Source organism: Parabacteroides sp. AF39-10AC (assembly GCF_003635405.1).
GTDB lineage: Bacteria > Bacteroidota > Bacteroidia > Bacteroidales > Tannerellaceae > Parabacteroides > Parabacteroides distasonis.
On the sequence record NZ_QTLP01000035.1, the window covers coordinates 18,849 to 39,831 of the forward strand.

Genomic DNA, 20,983 nt, shown 5'->3' on the forward strand with positions numbered 1-20,983 from the left:
TGGGGCAGCAAAATAGTTGCATGCGAATGCGTAAGAAAATGTGATGACTTTTTGTATCTTTGCCACTTCAATGTAACAGATCAATTTATGAGAGATTTCATACGTATTTTAAAGCGTTTCGTTCCCCCTTACAAAAAGTATATGGTTCTGAACATCGTGTTCAATGTACTTTCCGCTATCTTGAACCTGTTTTCTTTCGCCTTGATTATCCCGATCCTTCAGATATTGTTTAAGATGGATGAGGGGAATTACACCTTTATGGATTGGAATTTTAACGCGGGAAGCTGGGAGTCGTGGAAAGCCTTGCCGGAGTTGATCAAGAATAACTTTTTTTGGTACGTATCCGATCTGATAGAGGTACACGGAGGTTCGTTCGCCTTGATTATGTTGGGAATCTTCCTGATCGTGGCGACTTTCTTGAAAGTGGCGACCATGTATCTGGCCTTTTATACGATGATCCCGATCCGGACCGGAGTCGTTCGTGATATCCGTAATCAGATTAACAAGAAGATTACGCAGTTGCCGTTGAGCTTTTTCTCCGAGGAGCGAAAAGGGGATATTATCGCCCGTGTATCCGGAGACGTGAACGAGATCGAGACATCCATCATGAGTTCATTGGACATGTTATTCAAGAACCCGATCCTGATCGTGATCTATCTGGTGGGTATGATCGCTATCAGTTGGCAACTTACCGTGTTCGTCTTGATCCTGCTGCCGTTGGCGGGTTACGTAATGGGACAAGTCGGCAAGAAATTGAAACGGAAATCCTTGGAAGGACAGCAACAATGGGGATTCCTGATGAGCCAGATCGAGGAGACATTAGGCGGACTCCGTATTATCAAGGCCTTTAACGCCGAGAAGAAGATACAAGACCGCTTTGAGCGAAGCAATGATACTTTCCGCCGGTTGACGAACCGTATCTATCGCCGCCAACAAATGGCGCATCCGATGAGCGAGTTTTTGGGAACCGTTACGATCGCTATCGTACTTTGGTATGGAGGTACGCTGATCTTGAGTGCGAATAGCCCGATCGACGCTCCTACGTTTATTTATTATCTGGTTATTTTCTATAGCATTATCAATCCCGCGAAAGATCTAAGTAAGTCGGTTTATGCGATCCAGAAAGGTCTGGCCTCTATGGAGCGTGTCGATAAGATCTTGAAGGCGGAGACGGATATCCATGATCCGGAACATCCGAAGAAGATCGCCTTGAAAGAGAAAATCAGTTATAAAGATGTTTGGTTTAAATATCAGGAAGCTTGGGTCTTGAAAGGAATCAATCTGGATATCCGGAAAGGAACAACCGTGGCTTTGGTCGGTCAATCCGGTTCGGGCAAAAGTACCTTGGTGGATCTATTGCCTCGCTTTTATGATGTGAATAAAGGGAATATCCGTATTGATGATACGGATATCCGTGAGGCCACCCTTTTCGATCTTAGGGGATTGATGGGAAATGTCAATCAAGAGGCTATCTTGTTTAACGATACCTTCTTCAATAATATCGCTTTTGGAGTGGAAGGAGCTACGATGGAACAGGTGGAGGAAGCCGCCCGCATCGCCAACGCTCACGATTTTATCATAGCGAGTGAGAAAGGTTACGATACCAATATCGGCGACCGGGGTGGAAAACTGTCCGGCGGACAACGCCAGCGAATCAGTATCGCCCGTGCGATCTTGAAGAATCCCCCGATCTTGATCTTGGATGAGGCCACATCCGCCTTGGATACGGAATCCGAACGTTTGGTACAAGAAGCGTTGGAGAACTTGATGAAGAATCGTACGACCGTAGTGATCGCCCACCGTCTCTCTACGATCCGTAATGCGGATGAGATCTGTGTGATGCATGAGGGTGAGATCGTAGAACGGGGCAAACACGAGGAGTTGTTGGCTTTGGATGGCTATTATAAACGACTATGTGATATGCAAAGCTTTTAGGGTGATACTGCAACCCGGGTTGCAGTGGATCGCCTCTTCGGCTTTTGATGGAAAAACAATAACAAGGAATAATCGTATGAATATGAAAGGACTTTATTTGATTTTGTTATCGTTCCTTTTCGGTTGTAATTTGCCGGATATGCAGACTGGGAAGGAGGTCTCTTATTATTTTGACCAACCAGCGCAGATATGGGAAGAAACTTTGCCTTTGGGAAACGGCCGTATCGGTATGATGCCGGATGGTGGTATTGAGCGGGAGAATGTGGTCCTGAATGAGATCTCCCTGTGGTCCGGAAGTAAGCAAGATACGGACAATCCTTATGCGTATTACTCTTTGGCGAATATTCGTCGCCTCTTATTTGAGGGACGGAATGACGAGGCACAGGATTTGATGTATAAAACTTTCGTCTGCAAAGGGACCGGGAGTAATCTGGGGGACGGTGCGAACGCTCCGTATGGGAGTTACCAATTATTCGGAAATCTAGTGCTGAGATATACGTATCCGAATGAATCGGATTCTATCGCTGAGTATCGCAGGCGGTTGAACCTAAGCGAGGCTATCGCTTCCGTCTCTTTTAAAAGGGGGAATGTGAATTATCAACGGGAAATGTTTACCTCTTTTTCCGGGGATCTGGGAGTTATTCACTTGGTAGCGGACGCAGATCGGGCCTTGAATTTCTCATTGGGTATGAATCGTCCGGAACATGCGACGATCTCTTTGGACGGAAAGGACTTGCTGATGCGGGGACAATTGCCGGACGGGGTGGATACGTTGGAGATGAAAGGGATGCGTTTCGCCTCTCGTGTCCGTATCGTCTTGCCGAAGGGGGGGGATTTGACCGCAACGGATAGTAGTTTATCGGTGCGAAGTGCCTCGGAAGCGATTATCTTGGTAAGTTTAGGTACGGATTATTTCGATAAAGACGGCGTCGGACAATCCTTGGAAAAATACTTATCGCAAGCGGAATCTAAGGATTTCTCCACCTTGCGCCGGGAACATACACTCGCTTATCGCTCCCTGTTTGATCGGGTCTCTTTGGATTTGGGAAAAGGCGAAAGGGATCATCTTCCGATCCATGAGCGTTTGGCCGCTTTCGCTCAAGATAAGAACGATCCGGGATTGGCGGCTTTATATTTCCAGTTCGGTCGATATTTATTGATTTCCTCGACCCGGCAGGGATTACTGCCCCCGAATTTGCAGGGCTTGTGGTGTAATACGATTCATACGCCTTGGAACGGGGATTATCACCTAAATATTAATTTACAGATGAATCATTGGCCAGCGGAGGTCACGAACCTCTCCGAGTTGCACCTTCCGCTGATCGAATGGACGAAACAGCAAGTCCCTAGCGGTGAACGTACGGCCAAAGCTTTTTATAACGCACGGGGATGGGTCACGCATATTTTAGGTAATGTCTGGGAGTTTACCGCCCCGGGCGAACATCCGTCGTGGGGAGCCACGAATACATCCGCCGCATGGCTATGCGAGCATTTGTACACGCATTATCAGTATACATTAGATAAGGCGTATTTGAGGGATGTTTATCCGACGATGAAAGGGGCTGCCCAATTCTTTGTGGATATGCTGGTGCAAGATCCCCGGACTAAATATCTGGTGACGGCACCTACTACCTCTCCGGAGAACGCTTATAAAATGCCAAACGGAAGTGTCGTGAGTATTTGTGCCGGATCGACGATGGACAATCAGATCTTGCGGGAATTATTTACGAATACCATTGAGGCCGCCGGGATTTTAGGTGTGGATAGCGCGTTCGCTGCTGAGTTGGCGGCGAAACGAGATCGCTTGATGCCTACGACGATCGGTAAAGACGGCCGTATTATGGAATGGCTCGAGCCGTATGAGGAGGTAGAGCCTACCCATCGTCATGTCTCTCATTTATATGGGCTTTATCCCGGGAATGAGATATCGATAGAGCATACGCCGGAGTTGGCAGAGGCGGCTCGTAAATCCTTGGAGGTCCGTGGCGATCAAAGCACGGGCTGGTCTATGGCTTGGAAGATTAATTTCTGGGCCCGTTTACAGGATGGCGATCATGCTTATAAATTGCTGGGTGATTTGTTACGTCCCTGTGTAGATGAGCATACGAAGGAGGTGAAGGGAGGAGGCTCTTATCCTAATTTGTTTTGTGCCCATCCTCCTTTCCAGATTGATGGTAATTTTGGAGGAACAGCCGGTATTGCGGAGATGTTGATACAGAGTCAATCCGGATTGATCGAGTTCTTGCCCGCTTTGCCATCTGCTTGGAAAAACGGAAGCTTTAGTGGTTTAAAAGTCCGGAATGGCGGAGAGGTGTCGGCTAAATGGACGGAAGGTCTGTTGACGGAAGCTCGATTGAAAGCGATCGTTCCCGGTTCTTTCCAGATCAAGCTTCCGGCGAATTCCGCGAACATGAGCCTCAAAAAGAACCAAAAGCCGGTTTCCCTACCTGTAGTCGATGGAAAAGTAACAGTGGACTTGTTACAAGGGGAAGAGTTTGTGTTGCAATTCTAAGTTACCATTCTGAGGGGATGAGACGCGGCATGCTGCGTCTCTACAACAAATGAGAAAAATTTAATATAACGGTAATCTATAAATGAAACCGATCGAAAGGCGTGCGGTGTCGTCCAAAGAGGCATCGAGCGCCTTCGCTCGTTCAGAGAGGTTATATTTTTTACCTATGGCGGTCAAGAAGATATGTAGATTATCATCGGCCATCGGATAGAACTCTAGTCCTCCTTGATACCCCCATGCCGTACGGTATTTTCCTTTCTCGTAAGTATCGTAGGCTTTATAGATCGATGCGCTTTCATACATTCCTTTTGCGAATAGTTGCCATTTGGGATGAAAACGATATTGTATTTCTCCCACCAGCGAAAGATAATCGATGTTTTGCATACGAACTGGTGGTTCCGGTTCCTCTTCCTCTTCTCCGGCGACTTCGGGCTGAGTCAATTCGGTCAATAATCCTAACGGATCTAATTTCCCCCGTGAATACATGACATCGAAATAAGCATAGACCGGTCCGGCCTCTATACTTTGACCGGTAAAGACGCTATACATATATTTTCCTTGGGCTTGCTCCGCGGCGGATACGGAGTATCGTAAATGAATCAACTCATCCAGAAAGTTACCGTTCCAGTTCAATGTGTAAAACAAGGGAACTCTCGGTTTCTTAAATCCTTCCGGCAGACGTCCATACTCATCTTCCATCGATCCCATACGACTGTTCGTCACCTGTAAGCGGATCTCTTGTGACTCATTCGGCTGATACCCCAGCCCGATTCCCGTAAGGTAGCAAAGGGAGTATTCATTCATATCGCTATACTCATAAATAAGCAAAGGATTCTCGTCGTACTCAAAACCACCGTAGAACACATCTTGTTTTCCGGCGGTTAAGGTAAAACGCTCATTCAGTTTATAGCCAATATACGCATATTCGATCGACTCATTCAAATTCTCCAAGGCTTGTCCCTCATAACCGCCATTCAGCGTTTGGCGATACCAATAGAATAACCGATCGTTCACTTCTCCGGTAACATCAATTTTGACATCCCTGAAACGAAAGGCGGCTTCATCCAGCTTCCCCGAGAAAAAGTCCGCGTTGAATCCTGCATGCATCTCCAAGTCCAGATTGAAAACCTTGTTGCGTTTCGGAATCTTAGTTGCGTATTCAAAAAGAGATACCGAAGAAGAATCCCGCTCTGGGATCGGAGAATTTGTCTGAGCGTAAGACGTTAACGCAGAACCGATAAATAAGAAGGCCGACAGCCAAGCCACTGTGAGTCGTTTCATTTACTGATGTTAATTATTAAAGTGGCCGCAAAGATACGAATTATTGCTCGGTTTTGCCCATATGCTTCATGACTTTAGCGTCCAGATAGAAAATGAGTTCTTCCGCTATATTCGTACAATGATCTCCGAAACGTTCCATTTTCCGGATAACACCGGCCATATATAACCCTGCCAACGCGCTACCTTTATGCTCCTCTATATATTTGGCGATAATAGCGGTAGAATTATGATTGATCTCATCGATCAAATTATCCTTCAAGAAGATACGGGAAGCGATCTCTGAGCTTTCTTTCTCAAAAGCCTCTTTGGTGAGTGAGATCATGCTTAATAACTCCGACAGCATTTCTTCTACCCGGGTTTCCTTGACCAGTTGCGGGTCAATCGGTTCCCCCTCGGGAAGGTTTCCTGCGAAACGGGCGATGCTTTCTGCGAAATCTCCCAGACGCTCTAGGTTTGTATTAATCTTATACATCGCCAATACGAAACGTAGGTCGATCGCTACCGGTGCGTACAAGGCGATGATATCCTCGCAATCACTGTCGATCTTTAGCTCGAAAGCATTTACCCGGCGTTCCCGGCTGATTACCTTATAAGCGAGTTCCTTATCTCCGGTAAGCATAGCCTCCCCTGCGTTGTATAATTGCTGGTGAACCAATGCCCACATCTCACTGATACTATTTTTTAAAGAATGAATCTCCTGCTCTATAACCTTCATACTCTTCTAATTTTCAATTTTTAATTTTCAATTACCCAAACCGTCCGGTAATGTAATTCTGTGTAGACTCTTTCTCCGGATTGGTGAAAATCTTCCGGGTATTATCATATTCAATCAATTCCCCTAAATAGAAATATCCGGTCTTGTCGCTAACACGAGCCGCTTGTTGCATATTATGGGTAACGATTACGATCGTATAATCATTTTTCAGCTCATGTATCAAATCCTCGATCTTACTGGTTGAAATCGGGTCCAACGCGGAAGTCGGCTCGTCCATCAACAAGATAGAAGGCGAGATCGCCAAGGCACGGGCGATACATAAACGTTGCTGTTGTCCGCCGGAAAGAGCGAATGCCGATTCTTTCAGTTTATCCTTTACCTCGTCCCAAAGGACGACCTGCTTTAAAGTCTTGACCACCGTCTCCTCAATATAATTCTCATCGTTGACACCGTTTACCCGCAGGCCATAAGCGACATTCTCATAAATCGTCTTAGGAAAAGGATTCGGTTTCTGGAAAACCATCCCCACGTTTTTACGTAAGCGATCCACTTTCTCACTTTTCGTATAGATATCTCTTCCATCAATTAGGATCTGACCTTCCATGCGAGTGCCCGGAATCAAATCATTCATGCGGTTGAACAGGCGGAGGAAAGTAGACTTTCCGCAACCGGACGGTCCGATGAAAGCGGTGGACGTATTCGGCTCTATCTCCATGGAAATGTTCTTCAACGCATGGAAATCCCCATAATAAAAGTCTACGTTTTTAGCATCAATCTTTATCATAATTGTCTTATTTTTTTAATTCATTTTTACCTTCTTGGCGAAATAACTACGCAAGGCATTTGCCAAAAGGTTTACTAATAATACGATGACAATCAGTACGAGTGCCGTGCCATAAGCCATTCCCCGGGAAGCCTCGATATCCGTACCGCTTGTAGATATAACATATAAGTGATAGGGTAATGCCATACATTGGTCGAAAATACTTTTCGGTAATTGCGGCAAGAAATAAGCGGCCACCGTAAAAAGGATAGGAGCGGTCTCTCCGGACACACGCCCGATCGAAAGAATCAATCCCGTAATAATATTGGGGAACGCCATCGGTAGCACGACCCTGCGAATGGTCTGCAATTTCGTAGCCCCTAACGCTAGGCTACCGTGGCGGAAAGAATCATCGATACTTTTCAAAGCCTCTTCCGTCGTACGGATGATAAGTGGCAAGGACATCAGCGCCAAGGTAAACGAACCCGCTATAATAGAGTCTCCCCATCCCAAGGTGCTTACGAATAGAGACATACCAAATAACCCGAAAACAACGGATGGGACACCACTTAGATTATTCGTCATGATACGGATGAAGCGGATGAGTTTCCCGTTCGTGGCGTACTCGTTCATATAAATACCACTCATGATGCCGATAGGAAAACTAATCAAGCTACTTCCGATCACTAAATAGAGTGTACCTACGATAGCCGGAAAAATCCCCCCGGAGGTCATGCCCTCTTGGGGTGCTTGTGTCAGGAAATCCCAACTGATCACGCTCGCTCCCTTTAAGATAATGAATCCCAGTATTACGAATAAGATCACTACTACCAAATAACTCAGGAAAGAAAAGAAACCGAAAGCAACCTGTTGAGAGGCCCGTTTTCTCTTGTCTATATTCCCTAAATGTTGAATAGGTGCCATATCTTTAATTAAATTTTACGTTTGGATGAAATATATTCTACGGCGATGCTCAACCCCAAGGTGATGAGGAACAACACGACTCCCAGCATAAACAAGGCTTGGTAATGTGCTCCACCTGCGGGGGCCTCACCCAATTCCGCCGCTATCGTGGCAGGAATTGTCCGTACCGGTTCGAAGAACGAGGTAGGGATAACGGCGGCGTTTCCGGTTACCATCAATACGGCCATCGTCTCACCGATCGCACGTCCTATACCTAATACGACAGCGGACGTGATACCGGATATGGAGTAGGGGATTATTACTTTATAGATGGTTTGCCATTGCGTGGCTCCCAATGCCAAGCTGGCCTCTTTCATGGCTCGTGGTGTAGTTCGCATGGCATCTTCCGCTACCGTGATGATGGTCGGCAACGCCATGATCGCTAAAACCACGCTTCCGGCGAAAGCGGTCTCGCCTACCGGAAGGTCTAAGGTCTTTTGGATAAGGGGAACGATCACCACCAATCCGAAGAAACCATAAACGACTGAGGGAATACCTGCCAGCAACTCGATAAGCGGTTTTAATAAATTGCGTGTTTTTGTATTGGCGATCTCTGCCATATAGATCGCTACCGCTACTCCGAAGGGGAGGGATAAGGCGATCGCACCTATACTTACCAACAGCGTTCCTAGTAATAGAGGGATCAGCCCAAAGATCGGAGCGGGAGTTGAGGTCGGATACCATTTCGTCCCTCCAAAGAATTCCGAAGGCTTGATCGTGGCTCCCGATATGATTTTTCCCGTAAAGTTTTCCGACTTGTATTGTTCCGGAAAGAATGCGATAATCCCGGGCTCTTTATGGATAAGTTCATTGATTTTCTCGGGAACATATTGAAATTCTTCACCTAGCTCTTCTTCCGTATAATAGTTGGTTAGATCCGAGAACCGGAAGACTAGTATATCTTGATTTTCTCCGTTTAAATCTTCCCAATTGGTGATATTGGCATCGAAGACATCCATGATTTGCTCGGGCGACAAATGTTCGACCGGATTTTCCTGATTCACGGCCAATATATATCCTTCCTCTACCTCCGGGCTGTTAAAAAGACCTGCGGCCTCTTTAAATAAGAAGACAATGATCAACAAGATCGTAAAGCTACTGACGCTTCCACTGATCAAAAATCCTCCTTCCACTAATTTTTCAATAAACTTTCTCACAATCTTTGCCTATTTATTCTGATGCAAAGAAAGGATATCCATATTAAGAAGCTGTTAAGCCTGTTTGAAAGAATTATTACAAACATATTACGAGTTTGTAATATATACAATTGAAATAAAAAAGGCTCCGTTATGCGGAGCCTCAAAATATATTGGAGATTATAGATTTTCTAGCCATTTTTTACCAGGCTTGGTATATAGCCATACGAGGAATCCACCTCCAACAATAGCACTGATCGTGAAAACTAAACTTAGCATATCCATAATAAACCTTATTTAAAAATTTTATTTCCAATCCAGGCGAATATCACTGTTGCTATTCCACCAACGATAGCTCTATATATAAATATTGACTCTTTTAGCTCTGTATCAAAAGTAGCAATACCTCCAATAACCAGACCCGCAAAAGTTAATTTAGCCAAATCATAGAAGAACTTTCCCAGGTTTTCTCTACGGGATTGATCTCTTTCCCTGCTTTCTTTTTTTTCATCCTGTTGTTTCTCCCAGTTTCCCATATAACAAAGATATGAATAGTTTTTAGATAAACAAAAGGCCATCCCGAAATTATTCGGAATGGCCTTGAGATAAGTATGTAATATGTTTGTATTACTTATTATACTTGCTCCAATCCACATTGTGCATATCTCCGCTGGCCGCTAGTTCCTCATGGAAAGCGAAACAGCATTTCAGGTTTTGAGGCGTATGTCCCTTGATACCCATAGCGAGGTACTCTTCCAATAACGGTTTGTAATCCGGGTGAACACAATTGTCGATGATACAACGAGCGCGTTGGATCGGAGATTTACCGCGTAAGTCCGCTACACCATATTCCGTGATGATGATCTTCACGGAGTGCTCGCTATGATCCAAGTGAGATACCATCGGTACGAACGCACTGATCTTTCCATCCTTCGCCGTAGACGGAGTCGTGAAGATCGACAACATAGCCGAACGGGTAAAGTCGCCGGAACCACCGATACCATTCATCATACGAGTACCGGATACGTGTGTAGAGTTGATATTACCGAAGATATCAGCCTCCAAAGCCGTATTGATCGCAACCAAACCTAAACGGCGGGCAACCTCCGGATTGTTTGAGATCTCTTGCGGACGAAGCAAGATCTTATCCTTGAAGAAATCAAGATTAGCGTAGATCTCACGGATCACCTCGTTACTTACGGACAAAGAGCAACCGCTGGCGAATTTAACGCGACCTTGTTTCATCAATTCGATAACCGCATCTTGAATAACCTCAGTATATACATTGAATGCGGGGATAGACTCATTAGCTCCCATGCAGCCCAAGACTGCGTTAGCCACGTTACCTACGCCACTCTGCAATGGAACGAATTCTTTCGGAAGACGGCCGGCCTTGATCTCGCTAACCAAGAAGTCCGCAACGTTTTTACCGATCGCCATCGTAACATCATCCAGCGGAGAGAATTTTCCACCTTCATTCGGCTCATCGGTCCTTACCACACCAACGATCTTAGCCGGGTCTACTTTTACACAATCGTTACCGATCCTGTCAGAAGGAGTGTAGATAGGGATCTCACGGCGTAAAGGAGGATCAGCCGGCTCGTAAATATCATGCATACCGCGGATTTCTTTCGGGTGACGGCAGTTCAACTCAACGATGATACGGTCTGCCATACGACAGATAGTAGGTAAGATACCAACACCTGAAGTCGGAACGATCTCACCATCCTCAGTAACATCGGCAGCCTCTACGATCGCTACATCGATCTTACCCAAGAATCCGTAACGCAAGCTTTGTGCCAATTCAGACAGGTGCAAATCGAAATATTGTGCCTGATGAGCGTTTAATGCGGCACGTAAGTCTTTGTTCGATTGGTACGGTGTACGGAATTTGATGGCGTTAGCGCGAGCCAACTCTCCGTCTAGCTTATCACCGGTAGAAGCACCGGTAAACATACCGATTTGGAAAGGGTTACCTTTAGCGTGTTCTTCCGCTGCCTTCCGGGCGATAGCTCCGGGAACGACTTTCGGGCATCCTGCGGGTGTAAAACCACTGAAACCAACATTGTCATTATGATGCACATAAGATGCGGCTTCTTCAGCTGTAATGAATTTTAATGCCATGATAATTAGTTTTTATGTTTTTAGGTAAATACTTACTGTTCAATATTTCGGGCGCAAACTTACATAAAATTACGCTGAATCGAATATAAGTGTGGCGTAAATTAATACTTCCGGTTTAGAATCTCCGCACAAATGATCGCTTTCTTCAATTCCTCGATGTCTCTGAAGGTATCTTCCGGCATAAGCCCCGGTTCTTCCTCGATAGCACTCATCCTTACGGATGGCCGGGTCGCGATATGATTCGGGATATTCTTCTCGGCGGAAAGGAATGGAGATGAGGCAGGCGATGAGGTTACGACTTGCGGTTTCTCAACCTTTGGCGTTACCTGCTTTTGTCGGGGAGCGGGCTTAGGTTTTTGCGTTTCCTTTTGCATATCCTCCAGTATCTCCCAGAAGCCTTTTCCTTCTGTAGGCTGGTCATTAGGCACGATTTCCCTGTCGGGTTGCCCCAATATATCGGGGCGACTCTTCTTCTTTTTGTCTTTCGAACTGAATAAGCCACTGACGGCGGCGATAATCAGGAAAACAATATATAACCAATCTCCTACGTTATCCATAAACTTTGATTATTTTTGCACCTCCAAATGTAAGAAGAATAATTGAGAAGTGAAAAGATGGGAGTATATAAAACATCAGATAGGTATAAAAGTAAATAAGGGTAACTTCACAGCCACCCTTATTCGATTTAACCAAAACCTTAACTATGAAAAAATTTACGTTTTTCGAATGCAAATATAACGGTGGGATTCGAACTATGCAAGCGTTTGCGTAATTATTTTTAAGAATCTTGCTTATTTAAATTCTATTAACATATAGTATGGTAAATCAAGAAAACGGTGTGGACTTAAAATCCGCTACCCAAAGCGATGAACGAAAGTTGTTTATCGAGACCTACGGCTGTCAGATGAATGTGGCGGACAGCGAAGTTGTAGCTTCTATCATGAAGATGGATGGCTATAGTATGACGGAGAATATCGAGGAGGCGGATGCCATCTTCGTGAATACTTGCTCCGTACGCGACAACGCCGAACAGAAAATCTATGGGCGGCTACAGTATTTCCAGTCTTTAAAACGGAAAAAGAAGTCATTAATTGTCGGTGTATTGGGATGTATGGCCGAACGAGTGAAGGAAGACCTGATCCATGTGCATCATGCCGACTTGGTGGTAGGACCGGATTCTTATCTGGACTTGCCGAACTTGGTGGGAGCGGTAGAGCACGGAGAGAAAGCGATCAACGTGGAGCTTTCTACCCAAGAGACCTATAAGGATGTTATTCCTTTGAAGTTACCGGGCGTACATATCTCCGGTTTCGTGTCTATTATGCGCGGTTGTAATAATTTTTGTACGTATTGCATCGTACCTTATACAAGAGGACGCGAGCGTAGCCGGGATATCGAGAGTATCTTGAATGAGATACGGGATATGCACGAGAAAGGCTTTAAGGAAGTTACGTTGTTGGGACAAAATGTAAACTCCTATTCTTTCGAGAAAGAAGGTGAGACCATAACCTTCCCGATCTTGTTGGATCGTGTGGCGAAAGAGGTTCCCGATATGCGAATTCGTTTTACGACCTCCCATCCGAAGGACATGAGCGATGATACCTTACGTGTGATTGCCGCGAACGACAATATCTGTAAGTTTATCCATCTGCCTGCCCAATCTGGCAGCAGTCGCATCTTGAAGGTCATGAATCGTAAATATACTCGTGAATGGTATCTGGACCGTATAGCGGCGATCCGTCGTATCGTACCGGATTGCGCTATCTCGACTGATTTATTCTGCGGTTTCCATTCCGAGACCGAGGAGGATTATCAAGAGACTTTATCCTTGATGCGTGAAGTGGGATATGATAGTGCTTTCTTATTTAAATATTCTGAGCGTCCGGGTACATATGCCGCTAGCCATTTGGAGGATAATGTACCGGAAGAAGAGAAGGTACGCCGTTTGCAAGGTATGATCGATTTGCAAAATAAGTTGTCCGAGGAAAGTAACTTGCGGGATATAGGCAAGACTTTCGAGGTTCTGATAGAAGGATTCTCGAAACGTTCCCGTGAGCAGTTGTTCGGACGAACCAGCCAAAACAAGGTGGTTATCTTTGACAAGAAGAACTATCATGTAGGTCAATTCATAAAAGTCAAGATTCATAAGGCTTCCTCGGCAACCCTGTTCGGGGAACCTGTGGAGGAATAAGAAAAAGAAAACGCCAATACGTTCCATTTCGAGCGATATTGGCGTTTCTCTTATTATCTTCTATCTTTGGAATATCTCCGGGTATTTGTTGATGAAATAAACCGGCGTGCAACTCCATGCGTGGCAATAACTATTGATCGGGAAAAATCCGTAAGGTGATAATTCGTCATTGTTCGGATCATATACCTCCCAGAATGTATCGGCTCCTTTATTCACCATGCCGCCCCAATAACTGGTTAAGAGCGAACGGGCCTCTTGCCGCATTCCACATTTCAACAAGGCTTCCATTACATAATGATAAGCGTACGGACATCCCGGATAGCATGCGTCGGGCATCGATAGGACGGTGGCCATTGCTTTTGCTCCTTCCTTGGCGGTAAGCGTCTCCGATAGAATCATCCACACTTGTGATAGGTAAGACACCTGACGGTTAGGGCCGCTTACGATCACCCCGTTCTTTTGGTCATAGAATGTTTTCCGGGCGGCTTTCTTTATCTGGCCGGCGATACGAGGCCAATCTCTAGCCTCCTTCTCTTTTCCCAGCATTTTAGCTAGCTCATAGCTTTTCTCTAATGAGAATGCCGTAAGTCCCTGCATAGATGCTTGGCGATCATAATTATCTTTCCAGTCGAATACCAACCAATAAATCGGTTTCTTTTGCATATCGTAGATCCAATCGTCCGAGTATTGACGCAAGGCCATCTCTATTTGGCGGACCACTACCGGCCATAAGTCCAAGGCGACCTCCTTGTCTCCGGTCTCTTTCAGGTATTCCAGCAACGCTACGTTATACAGCAGGGAATAGTCCAAGCAATGCGTACCGTTTTGCGGATGAGGGGTCGGTGTCTCCAATACGGTGGCGTGCAGTAGTCCTTCATCATTGGCTAGAGCCGCTAATAAATAGAGGCAACGTTTCGTCAAGTCGTGGTTTTTATACGACCATGCGTTCGCTAGCGCCTCCAGATACAAGTCTCCGATCCATAACCGGCGATCCCGTTTCGGGCCATCCTCATAGACGGTCTGCATACATTCTTTTAATGTAAGCAATCCTACCTCATTGATTTTACGGATCAAGGGATCGGTCGTGGAAGCCAGTGGCAATGGAGCCGTCTTAGCCGATGTCTGCGCACGGAACGTTAGCTTGTCGAAGGCGAAATCGAAACTGGAAGCGCCTAGCAACTCTATCTTGAGATACCGGAAAGACACCCTTCTGGGAATGGAGGCCTCTATGGGTACGGTCATTAGCGTCATCACCTCATCTTGTAGCCAAGCCCTTGACAGACCGCCCGGATAAGGGTCGAAAGGCGTGTTCAATTCCGAGGGAACTTCGGCGAACGTGAATTTGATACGTACCGGAGCGTCCGAAACCTGTTGGCTAAGGAGCTTGAGCGAGAAATCCAAATACCCCGTCAGATGCTCACCGAAGTCAACTATAACCGATGGATGTTTCTTCAGGGACTCATTGAATAACAGGTCCGTGCTTCCTTCGTCCCGCATGCGCCAACCTTGGTAGGCTGACGCGTCTTTGATGGAAGTGACCCGTTTGACCGGCTTATGTTCCGTATAGGTTAACACTGGCTTGCAGGCCTCACTCTTTTGAAGCCATGAAGCGCTTTCTTTGAAATAACGACTTTGTGCTGATAGGGTGAATACACCGACACAGCATAGTAAACTTAGCAGGATTTTCATATGTGCTCTTTTCATGATGCGAATATAAGAATAACTTCGTTAATATCCGGGATTTTGTTTAAGCTCGCTGTTCAAGTCGATTTCTCGCAGAGGTATGGGCAACAAGCATTTATCTGGGTTGAACAGATAAGCGTTCGCCACGGGTTGAACACCGTCGGGCCAATAATAAGATTCGGGATTTGCCTTTATCTTTTGTCCATGTCGTGTCATGACTTCCACGGCTCGTCCCGTTCTCAGAAGGTCTGTCCAGCGTTTGTTCTCGAATGCCAGCTCGATCCGTCTCTCTTGGTAGATAGACTCTCTCAACGCATCTACATTCTGGGATTTGACAGGAGCTAATCCCGCCCTTCCCCGGATACTCGCTTGCCCGAAGGTGTTATTCAGATAATGGATAGCCTCGTCCGGCCTATTCTGCTCGTTGATAGCTTCCGCCAGAAAGAGCAATACCTCCGCGTACCTGTAGACCGGCCAGTTGTCATCCGTGTAATAGGGTTTTATATGCTCATGAAAATATTTTTTGATAAAAGGATAGGCGGTTATTCCCGGAGCTGGCTCATAGTCAACTATACTTTTCACGCCGGTAGCGTCGAGGGCATAGCTATCGGTGAGCTTACCTTCCACCATACCGATGGATGCGTCCAACCGTTTGTCTCCCTTTTCGTATGCGTTGATTAGATCGATCGTAGGGGTGTTAAACCCTCCATGGTCTACGTTGGAAGGACAAGGATTAGGGGTTGTTCCCGTGATGGCGGACGGATTCGTCATATAGGGCAAGAATCTGTATATGAAATCACTTTGCTGTCCTAATGAGGCGTCTTGCATGTATTGGATCTCGAAGATAGATTCCTTATGGTTCTTGTTCGAGATGGAATAGATGGAGCCGTAATCCGCTAATAACTCATACTCGCCTGAGGATACCACCTCTTTCAGCGTTTGTTCTGTTTCCGCCCATCGTTTTAGTACCATGTATACGTTTCCCAATAAGGTCTGTGCGGAGCCTTTGGAAGCTCTTCCTACCTCTTGCCTTGATTTTACAGGTAGGAGATCACTGGCTTCCTGTGCGTCTTTTATGATTTGCTCATATACTTCGTCTACGCTCGCACGGGGTTTAAATGCCTCCTCATACACAGTAGAGGGTGTCGTATGCAGAGGTACGCCGCCAAAGTATTGTACTAGGTTGAAATAGCTGAATGCCCGAAGGAACAAAGCTTGTCCTTTGAGGTTGTTTTTTGCTTCCGCGTCAAAATCCGCTTGGTCTATTTCTGAGATAATCCGGTTACATCGTCCGATGATTACGTAGCAGTTATTATACTTCGTACCGACATTACCATTGGTGGATGTCTCAAGGAACTGATCCGGATCTTCTCCGTCCAAGGATGATTTGGCGATATGGATGATATACGTCGTATTATCCGATTTGGCCTCTCCCAGATTCCACTCTTCCGTGTTGTACATGTTCCGTAAAGGTTCGTAAGCTCCATTTACGGCTTGCCTGAAATCCTCCTCGTTCTGGTAGAAGTTCTCGGCTGTGATCTCGCTATACGGCGTAAGATTCAAGAAATCACTACAGGAGGCACAACTACATCCTAAAGCGATGCTTATGGCTATATTGAATATCGTTTTCATATATTTTGTATAATTAGATAGTTAGAAGTTAACATTTAAACCCAGCGTAATGGTCCGTGGAACGGGATAGGTGGTATAATCGAATCCTTGTTGCAAGCTATTCGCCGTTGTTCCCGTATTGCTGATATTCACCTCGGGATTAGCGCCGATGTAGCTAGTGAACGTATATACGTTCTGGAAACTGACGTAAGCTCGTAATCCTTTAATGATATCCCGGTTTCTTAACGGAATTTGGTAGCCTAAGGTGATATTCTTGATTGTCAAGTAGTTTCCGTTATAAAGGAAACGGGAACTGAACCAGTCACGTTCTGGTGCCGTGGTACCCATCTTGGTCGTTCCATAACGGCCGTTACCCGGATTTTCCGGTGATTTCCAGCGATTGTCTACCGCTTTATACACGTTGAACACACCATCCAGATTTCCAGCGAACTGATCTACCATATTGGCTAACTCAAAACCAAAACCGCCGGATACGACAATTGACAAATCGAAATTCTTGTAGGTGAACGAGTTTGTCATGCCTACTATCCATAAAGGGACCGGATTGCCGATGATATCGCGGTCATCCCCTTGGGTAACTTTGCCATCCCCGTTCACATCCTTGAAGCGAATGGTTCCGACATCGGCTTGCGCATGCTTCGGGTATTTGTCGAATTCTTCCTTGTTCTTGTAGACCCCTTCCCATACTAAGCCGTAAAACTGTCCGATCCGTTCCCCTACTTGCGTGATGTTGTTGCCGATGATCGGGGCGTCATCTACACCCAGTTGCAAGCATTTATTGTCATTGTAAGATACGTTCAGGTCGGTAGTCCATTGTAATTTGCCTGTCAGGTTCTTGGAGGATACGCTTAATTCATGTCCCCAGAACTTCAGTTTGCCTGCGTTCGATTGGATATTGTAGAAGCCGGAAGAGATCGGTACCTCTAGCGAGAACAGCAGGGCGTCCGTTCGCTTGCTATAGTAATCGTACATGATGGATAAGCGATTATTGAAGAAACCGACATCCAGACCGACATCGACTTGCTTATTCCTTTCCCAGCCCAGATTCGGGTTTCCCATTCCCGAGATGCTTCTGCCGCTGGCCAAGGCGTTATTGAAGTTGCTGTTCGTGGTAGTGATTGTCGCCAAATGCGTATAGTTACCGATTTGGTCGTTTCCCACGATACCGTAGCTGATACGGGCCTTGAGGAAAGAGATCGTTTTCTCCAATGGTTTCATGAACTCCTCGTCCGAGAGTATCCAGCCCGCCGATACGGATGGAAAATTACCCCAACGATTGTTCTTACCGAAACGGGAGGAACCATCCCTACGCATCGCCGCGCTTAAAAGGTACTTTCCTTTGTAATTATAGTTTATACGGCCGATATAGGATAAAAGGGACCATTCGTTTATGTTTCCATCCGCCGTGATGGTAGGGGCGGCATTGAATGTCGATATTTTATCGTCGGGAAAGTTCGTTCCGGTCACCATCGTATATTCGCTATGATATTTTTGTGCGGATATGCCGAACAGGAGATCAAAGGAATGATCTTTTATCTGCTTGCTGTAGGTGGCGGTATTCTCCCACAGCCAAGTGTAGAATAGATTATTGGATTCCTTCGCCTCGGGAATCTGATAGGGAGCCTTATAGATCTCTCCGGAGGTGGAGGGCTTGAACGAGTTCCATTTATTCTGTGTCAAGTCCGCGTTGATGCTGGTCTTTACTTTTAAATCTTTGACCGGCTCTACCTCCAAGAAGGCGTTCGCGATCAGATGGGTGTTCTGGGTCTTGTTCTTGTTGAGGCGAACCACATTATACCAGTTTGGGTTATCGAACAATCCCGGCCCACTGGCCACAAGCGGAATACTGCCATCCTCATTCTTATAGGGGGCGAGAGGTGTTGTCAACATAGCTCCTTGCAGGATGGAACCTTTATCTTCCGTCCAGTTACCGTCCGATTGCGGGCTATTATTGATGGAGAAGCTAGGCGCTAGGTTCACGCCTACCTTGACGATCTTCGAGAATACGTATTCCGTATTGGCTCGTGCGGAGAACCGTTGGTAATTAGAGTTTGTCAACACTCCGTCTTGGTTGAAATAGCTGGCTACGGTGGATGATTTAAACTTCCCGTCTCCATTGCTGTACGACAAGCTGTAATTCTGGATAGCGGCGGGACGGAATAATACGTCATACCAATCCGTGCCTTTACCCAGCGCTTCGGGATGTTGGTAAGCGGGATCGACCGCCAATCCGTTCTCTTCGGCAATCTCTTTCCTGAACCGTGCGTATTCGGAGGCATCCATCATATCCGGCCTCCCTTTCTCGGGTACGTATTGTATGCCTCCATATACGTCGACGCTTAGTTTTTTCCCCGATTGGGCAGTCTTTGTCTGTATCAATACGACTCCATTGGCAGCCCGGGAACCGTAAAGTGATGTGGCGGAAGCGTCTTTTAGCACACTGATACTTTCTATCTCGTCCGGATTGATCGTGCTGATATCGCCTACGATAGGCATTCCGTCCACTACATAAAGAGGCGTGGTTCCTCCGGACAGTGACGCTTGTCCCCTGATTCGCATGGTCATTCCTTGTCCGGGTTTACCGGATACTTGATTGATTTGGACACCGGCGAACTTGCCTTGCATCTTTTGCGAGATCTGGGCTACGGGCATATCCGCCATCTCTTCCGACTTGATGGATTGCACGGAGCCGGTTACCGCCCGCTTGATCTGTGTTCCGTACCCGACTACTACCACTTCATCGAGCTTCTGCGTGTCTTCCCGCAGCTGTACCTTGATATGATTCTCTCCTGCGCCGACCATAACGTCCTTGCTGTTATAGCCGATAAAAGATACTTGCAGGGTTTCACCATCCGATAATTCGATCGAGAATTTACCATCTAGATCCGTGATTGTCCCATTATTGGTACCTTTCACCACTACGTTCGCCCCGATGATAGACTCTCCGTTAGCGTCGAGCACGACACCTGTCACTTTTCTTGTTCTCTGTTGGGTTACGGAATTATCCTTCCGCTCCGTAGACGGGTTCTCTTGTGATGGGTTTGTAGCGATTGCCAATGCCGGCGATACGCAGAGGAAGAGCAAAGACAATGATCCCATCGCCACATTCCAAGTTCTCATTTTACTTTTCATACTTTTCATTTGTTCATAATTGAATAGATAATGTTAACTACATACGATAAGTCTGATAGATTCAGATTAACTAATACATTATTAGATATACTCCATAGGCTATATGTTATAAAGTTATTAAGTACCGTAGGAACTCAATGGGTAATTTTATGTATAGGATATTAGAGGAGAGTGGTTTAGGATTGATTGCCGATCTGTCATGTCATTTATCTAACAAGAAATGTCATTTTTGTAACCATTTGATTCTTATTACTTCCCATCTTTGCCATATCGAAAGAGAGAGATAGTAAGGATTTAGTTCCTACGGAACTGTGGTTTTTTCTTGCGTATTATTTATAGTACACGTACGTAAATTATGTTTATAGCTTCCCTTTTCATAATAGCGACAGCTTACCTTGATTTTTATTAGCCGTTCTTTTGGGTTCTTAATGCATTGTACTGATATTTTTCTGGAGTGGTACCTTGAGTATGAAATGAAAAAACTAAATCATCTACCATATCTGCCATTATCTATATAAGTATCTAATTATAAGAAATTTGTTGAATGGTGGTAGATAATAAACATCTACCACTATCAGCTTGCATCTACCACTATTTACTGCTTTTCAACCACTAAATGCAGCCGTTCACTATTCGCTAACCACATTACTCGTTCTGCGAGGGTATGCCAACAGGTTGCCTGCTTGGTTATTTGTATACCTTGTGTGCTGATTTAATGTATTGAATAATAGGTATTTATAGTTTTTTAGGCATAAAACAAAAGTTTTCATAGCGGAAAACTTTTGTTTTGTGCTTACGAAACTTTAGTTTTCCCTAGAAGAAACTTTAGTTTTCTCTAGGAGAAACTCTTTGTTCCCCTAAGGGAAATGTCTTTTCCTGATTTATCTAGACACTTTTTTTGTTTATAAACGTAATC

At 45.5% G+C, this 20,983-nt stretch carries 14 protein-coding genes; 3 read left to right on the plus strand and 11 right to left on the minus strand.

Annotated features, from left to right (window positions below; all coding sequences use genetic code 11):
- Positions 1 to 87 precede the first annotated feature (87 nt).
- Together DW033_RS21975 and DW033_RS21980 are read left to right on the plus strand one after the other, a co-directional pair.
- Positions 88 to 1,935, plus strand: coding sequence for an ABC transporter ATP-binding protein (locus DW033_RS21975; RefSeq protein ID WP_005853867.1), 1,848 nt, complete (start codon positions 88 to 90; stop codon positions 1,933 to 1,935).
- 82 nt (positions 1,936 to 2,017) lie between these two features.
- Positions 2,018 to 4,447: a glycoside hydrolase N-terminal domain-containing protein gene (locus DW033_RS21980; RefSeq protein ID WP_121961776.1), complete on the plus strand. Its 2,430-nt coding sequence runs from the start codon at positions 2,018 to 2,020 to the stop codon at positions 4,445 to 4,447.
- A 60-nt stretch (positions 4,448 to 4,507) separates the two neighbouring features.
- Here the strand turns inward: DW033_RS21980 and DW033_RS21985 are convergent, their stop codons facing one another.
- The 8 genes from DW033_RS21985 to DW033_RS22020 form a co-directional block, all read right to left on the minus strand.
- The gene (locus tag DW033_RS21985) at positions 4,508 to 5,728 is read right to left on the minus strand and encodes an OprO/OprP family phosphate-selective porin (protein WP_009275551.1); all 1,221 of its coding nucleotides are present in this window, start codon (positions 5,726 to 5,728) and stop codon (positions 4,508 to 4,510) included.
- Positions 5,729 to 5,768: 40 nt separating this feature from the next.
- The gene (phoU, locus tag DW033_RS21990; protein ID WP_005853873.1) at positions 5,769 to 6,443 is read right to left on the minus strand and encodes a phosphate signaling complex protein PhoU; all 675 of its coding nucleotides are present in this window, start codon (positions 6,441 to 6,443) and stop codon (positions 5,769 to 5,771) included.
- Between the two features lie 31 nt (positions 6,444 to 6,474).
- Positions 6,475 to 7,227, minus strand: a complete 753-nt coding sequence (gene pstB, locus DW033_RS21995) for a phosphate ABC transporter ATP-binding protein PstB (protein ID WP_005867076.1) — start codon at positions 7,225 to 7,227, stop codon at positions 6,475 to 6,477.
- Positions 7,228 to 7,242: 15 nt separating this feature from the next.
- Entirely contained in the window at positions 7,243 to 8,130 is an 888-nt protein-coding gene (gene pstA, locus DW033_RS22000) for a phosphate ABC transporter permease PstA (RefSeq protein ID WP_005867077.1), read from the minus strand.
- An 8-nt stretch (positions 8,131 to 8,138) separates the two neighbouring features.
- Positions 8,139 to 9,326 carry a phosphate ABC transporter permease subunit PstC gene (gene pstC / locus DW033_RS22005; RefSeq protein WP_121961093.1) on the minus strand — a complete coding sequence of 396 codons (1,188 nt, stop codon included), beginning with the start codon at positions 9,324 to 9,326 and terminating at the stop codon, positions 8,139 to 8,141.
- A gap of 272 nt (positions 9,327 to 9,598) precedes the next feature.
- Entirely contained in the window at positions 9,599 to 9,841 is a 243-nt protein-coding gene (locus tag DW033_RS22010) for a DUF6722 family protein (protein WP_008778724.1), read from the minus strand.
- A 91-nt stretch (positions 9,842 to 9,932) separates the two neighbouring features.
- Positions 9,933 to 11,429 carry an acetyl-CoA hydrolase/transferase family protein gene (locus tag DW033_RS22015; RefSeq protein ID WP_005867081.1) on the minus strand — a complete coding sequence of 499 codons (1,497 nt, stop codon included), beginning with the start codon at positions 11,427 to 11,429 and terminating at the stop codon, positions 9,933 to 9,935.
- Between the two features lie 101 nt (positions 11,430 to 11,530).
- Positions 11,531 to 11,986: a hypothetical protein gene (locus tag DW033_RS22020; RefSeq protein ID WP_121961092.1), complete on the minus strand. Its 456-nt coding sequence runs from the start codon at positions 11,984 to 11,986 to the stop codon at positions 11,531 to 11,533.
- 260 nt (positions 11,987 to 12,246) lie between these two features.
- Between DW033_RS22020 and miaB the strand changes: the two genes are divergently transcribed.
- A complete protein-coding gene (miaB, locus tag DW033_RS22025) occupies positions 12,247 to 13,620 on the plus strand; it encodes a tRNA (N6-isopentenyl adenosine(37)-C2)-methylthiotransferase MiaB (RefSeq protein WP_005853885.1) in 1,374 nt (457 codons plus the stop codon).
- A 60-nt stretch (positions 13,621 to 13,680) separates the two neighbouring features.
- Here miaB and DW033_RS22030 read toward each other — a convergent pair whose 3' ends face one another.
- From DW033_RS22030 to DW033_RS22040, 3 genes are read right to left on the minus strand one after another with little or no spacing between them, the layout of a single operon-like run.
- Positions 13,681 to 15,324 (minus strand): family 78 glycoside hydrolase catalytic domain, encoded by a 1,644-nt coding sequence (locus DW033_RS22030; RefSeq protein WP_008778723.1) that lies wholly within the window; start codon positions 15,322 to 15,324, stop codon positions 13,681 to 13,683.
- A gap of 24 nt (positions 15,325 to 15,348) precedes the next feature.
- Complete coding sequence (locus DW033_RS22035) at positions 15,349 to 16,935, minus strand: RagB/SusD family nutrient uptake outer membrane protein (RefSeq protein WP_005867088.1); 1,587 nt, start codon at positions 16,933 to 16,935, stop codon at positions 15,349 to 15,351.
- 21 nt (positions 16,936 to 16,956) lie between these two features.
- Entirely contained in the window at positions 16,957 to 20,067 is a 3,111-nt protein-coding gene (locus DW033_RS22040; RefSeq protein ID WP_008778722.1) for a TonB-dependent receptor, read from the minus strand.
- Between the last annotated feature and the right edge of the window lie 916 nt (positions 20,068 to 20,983).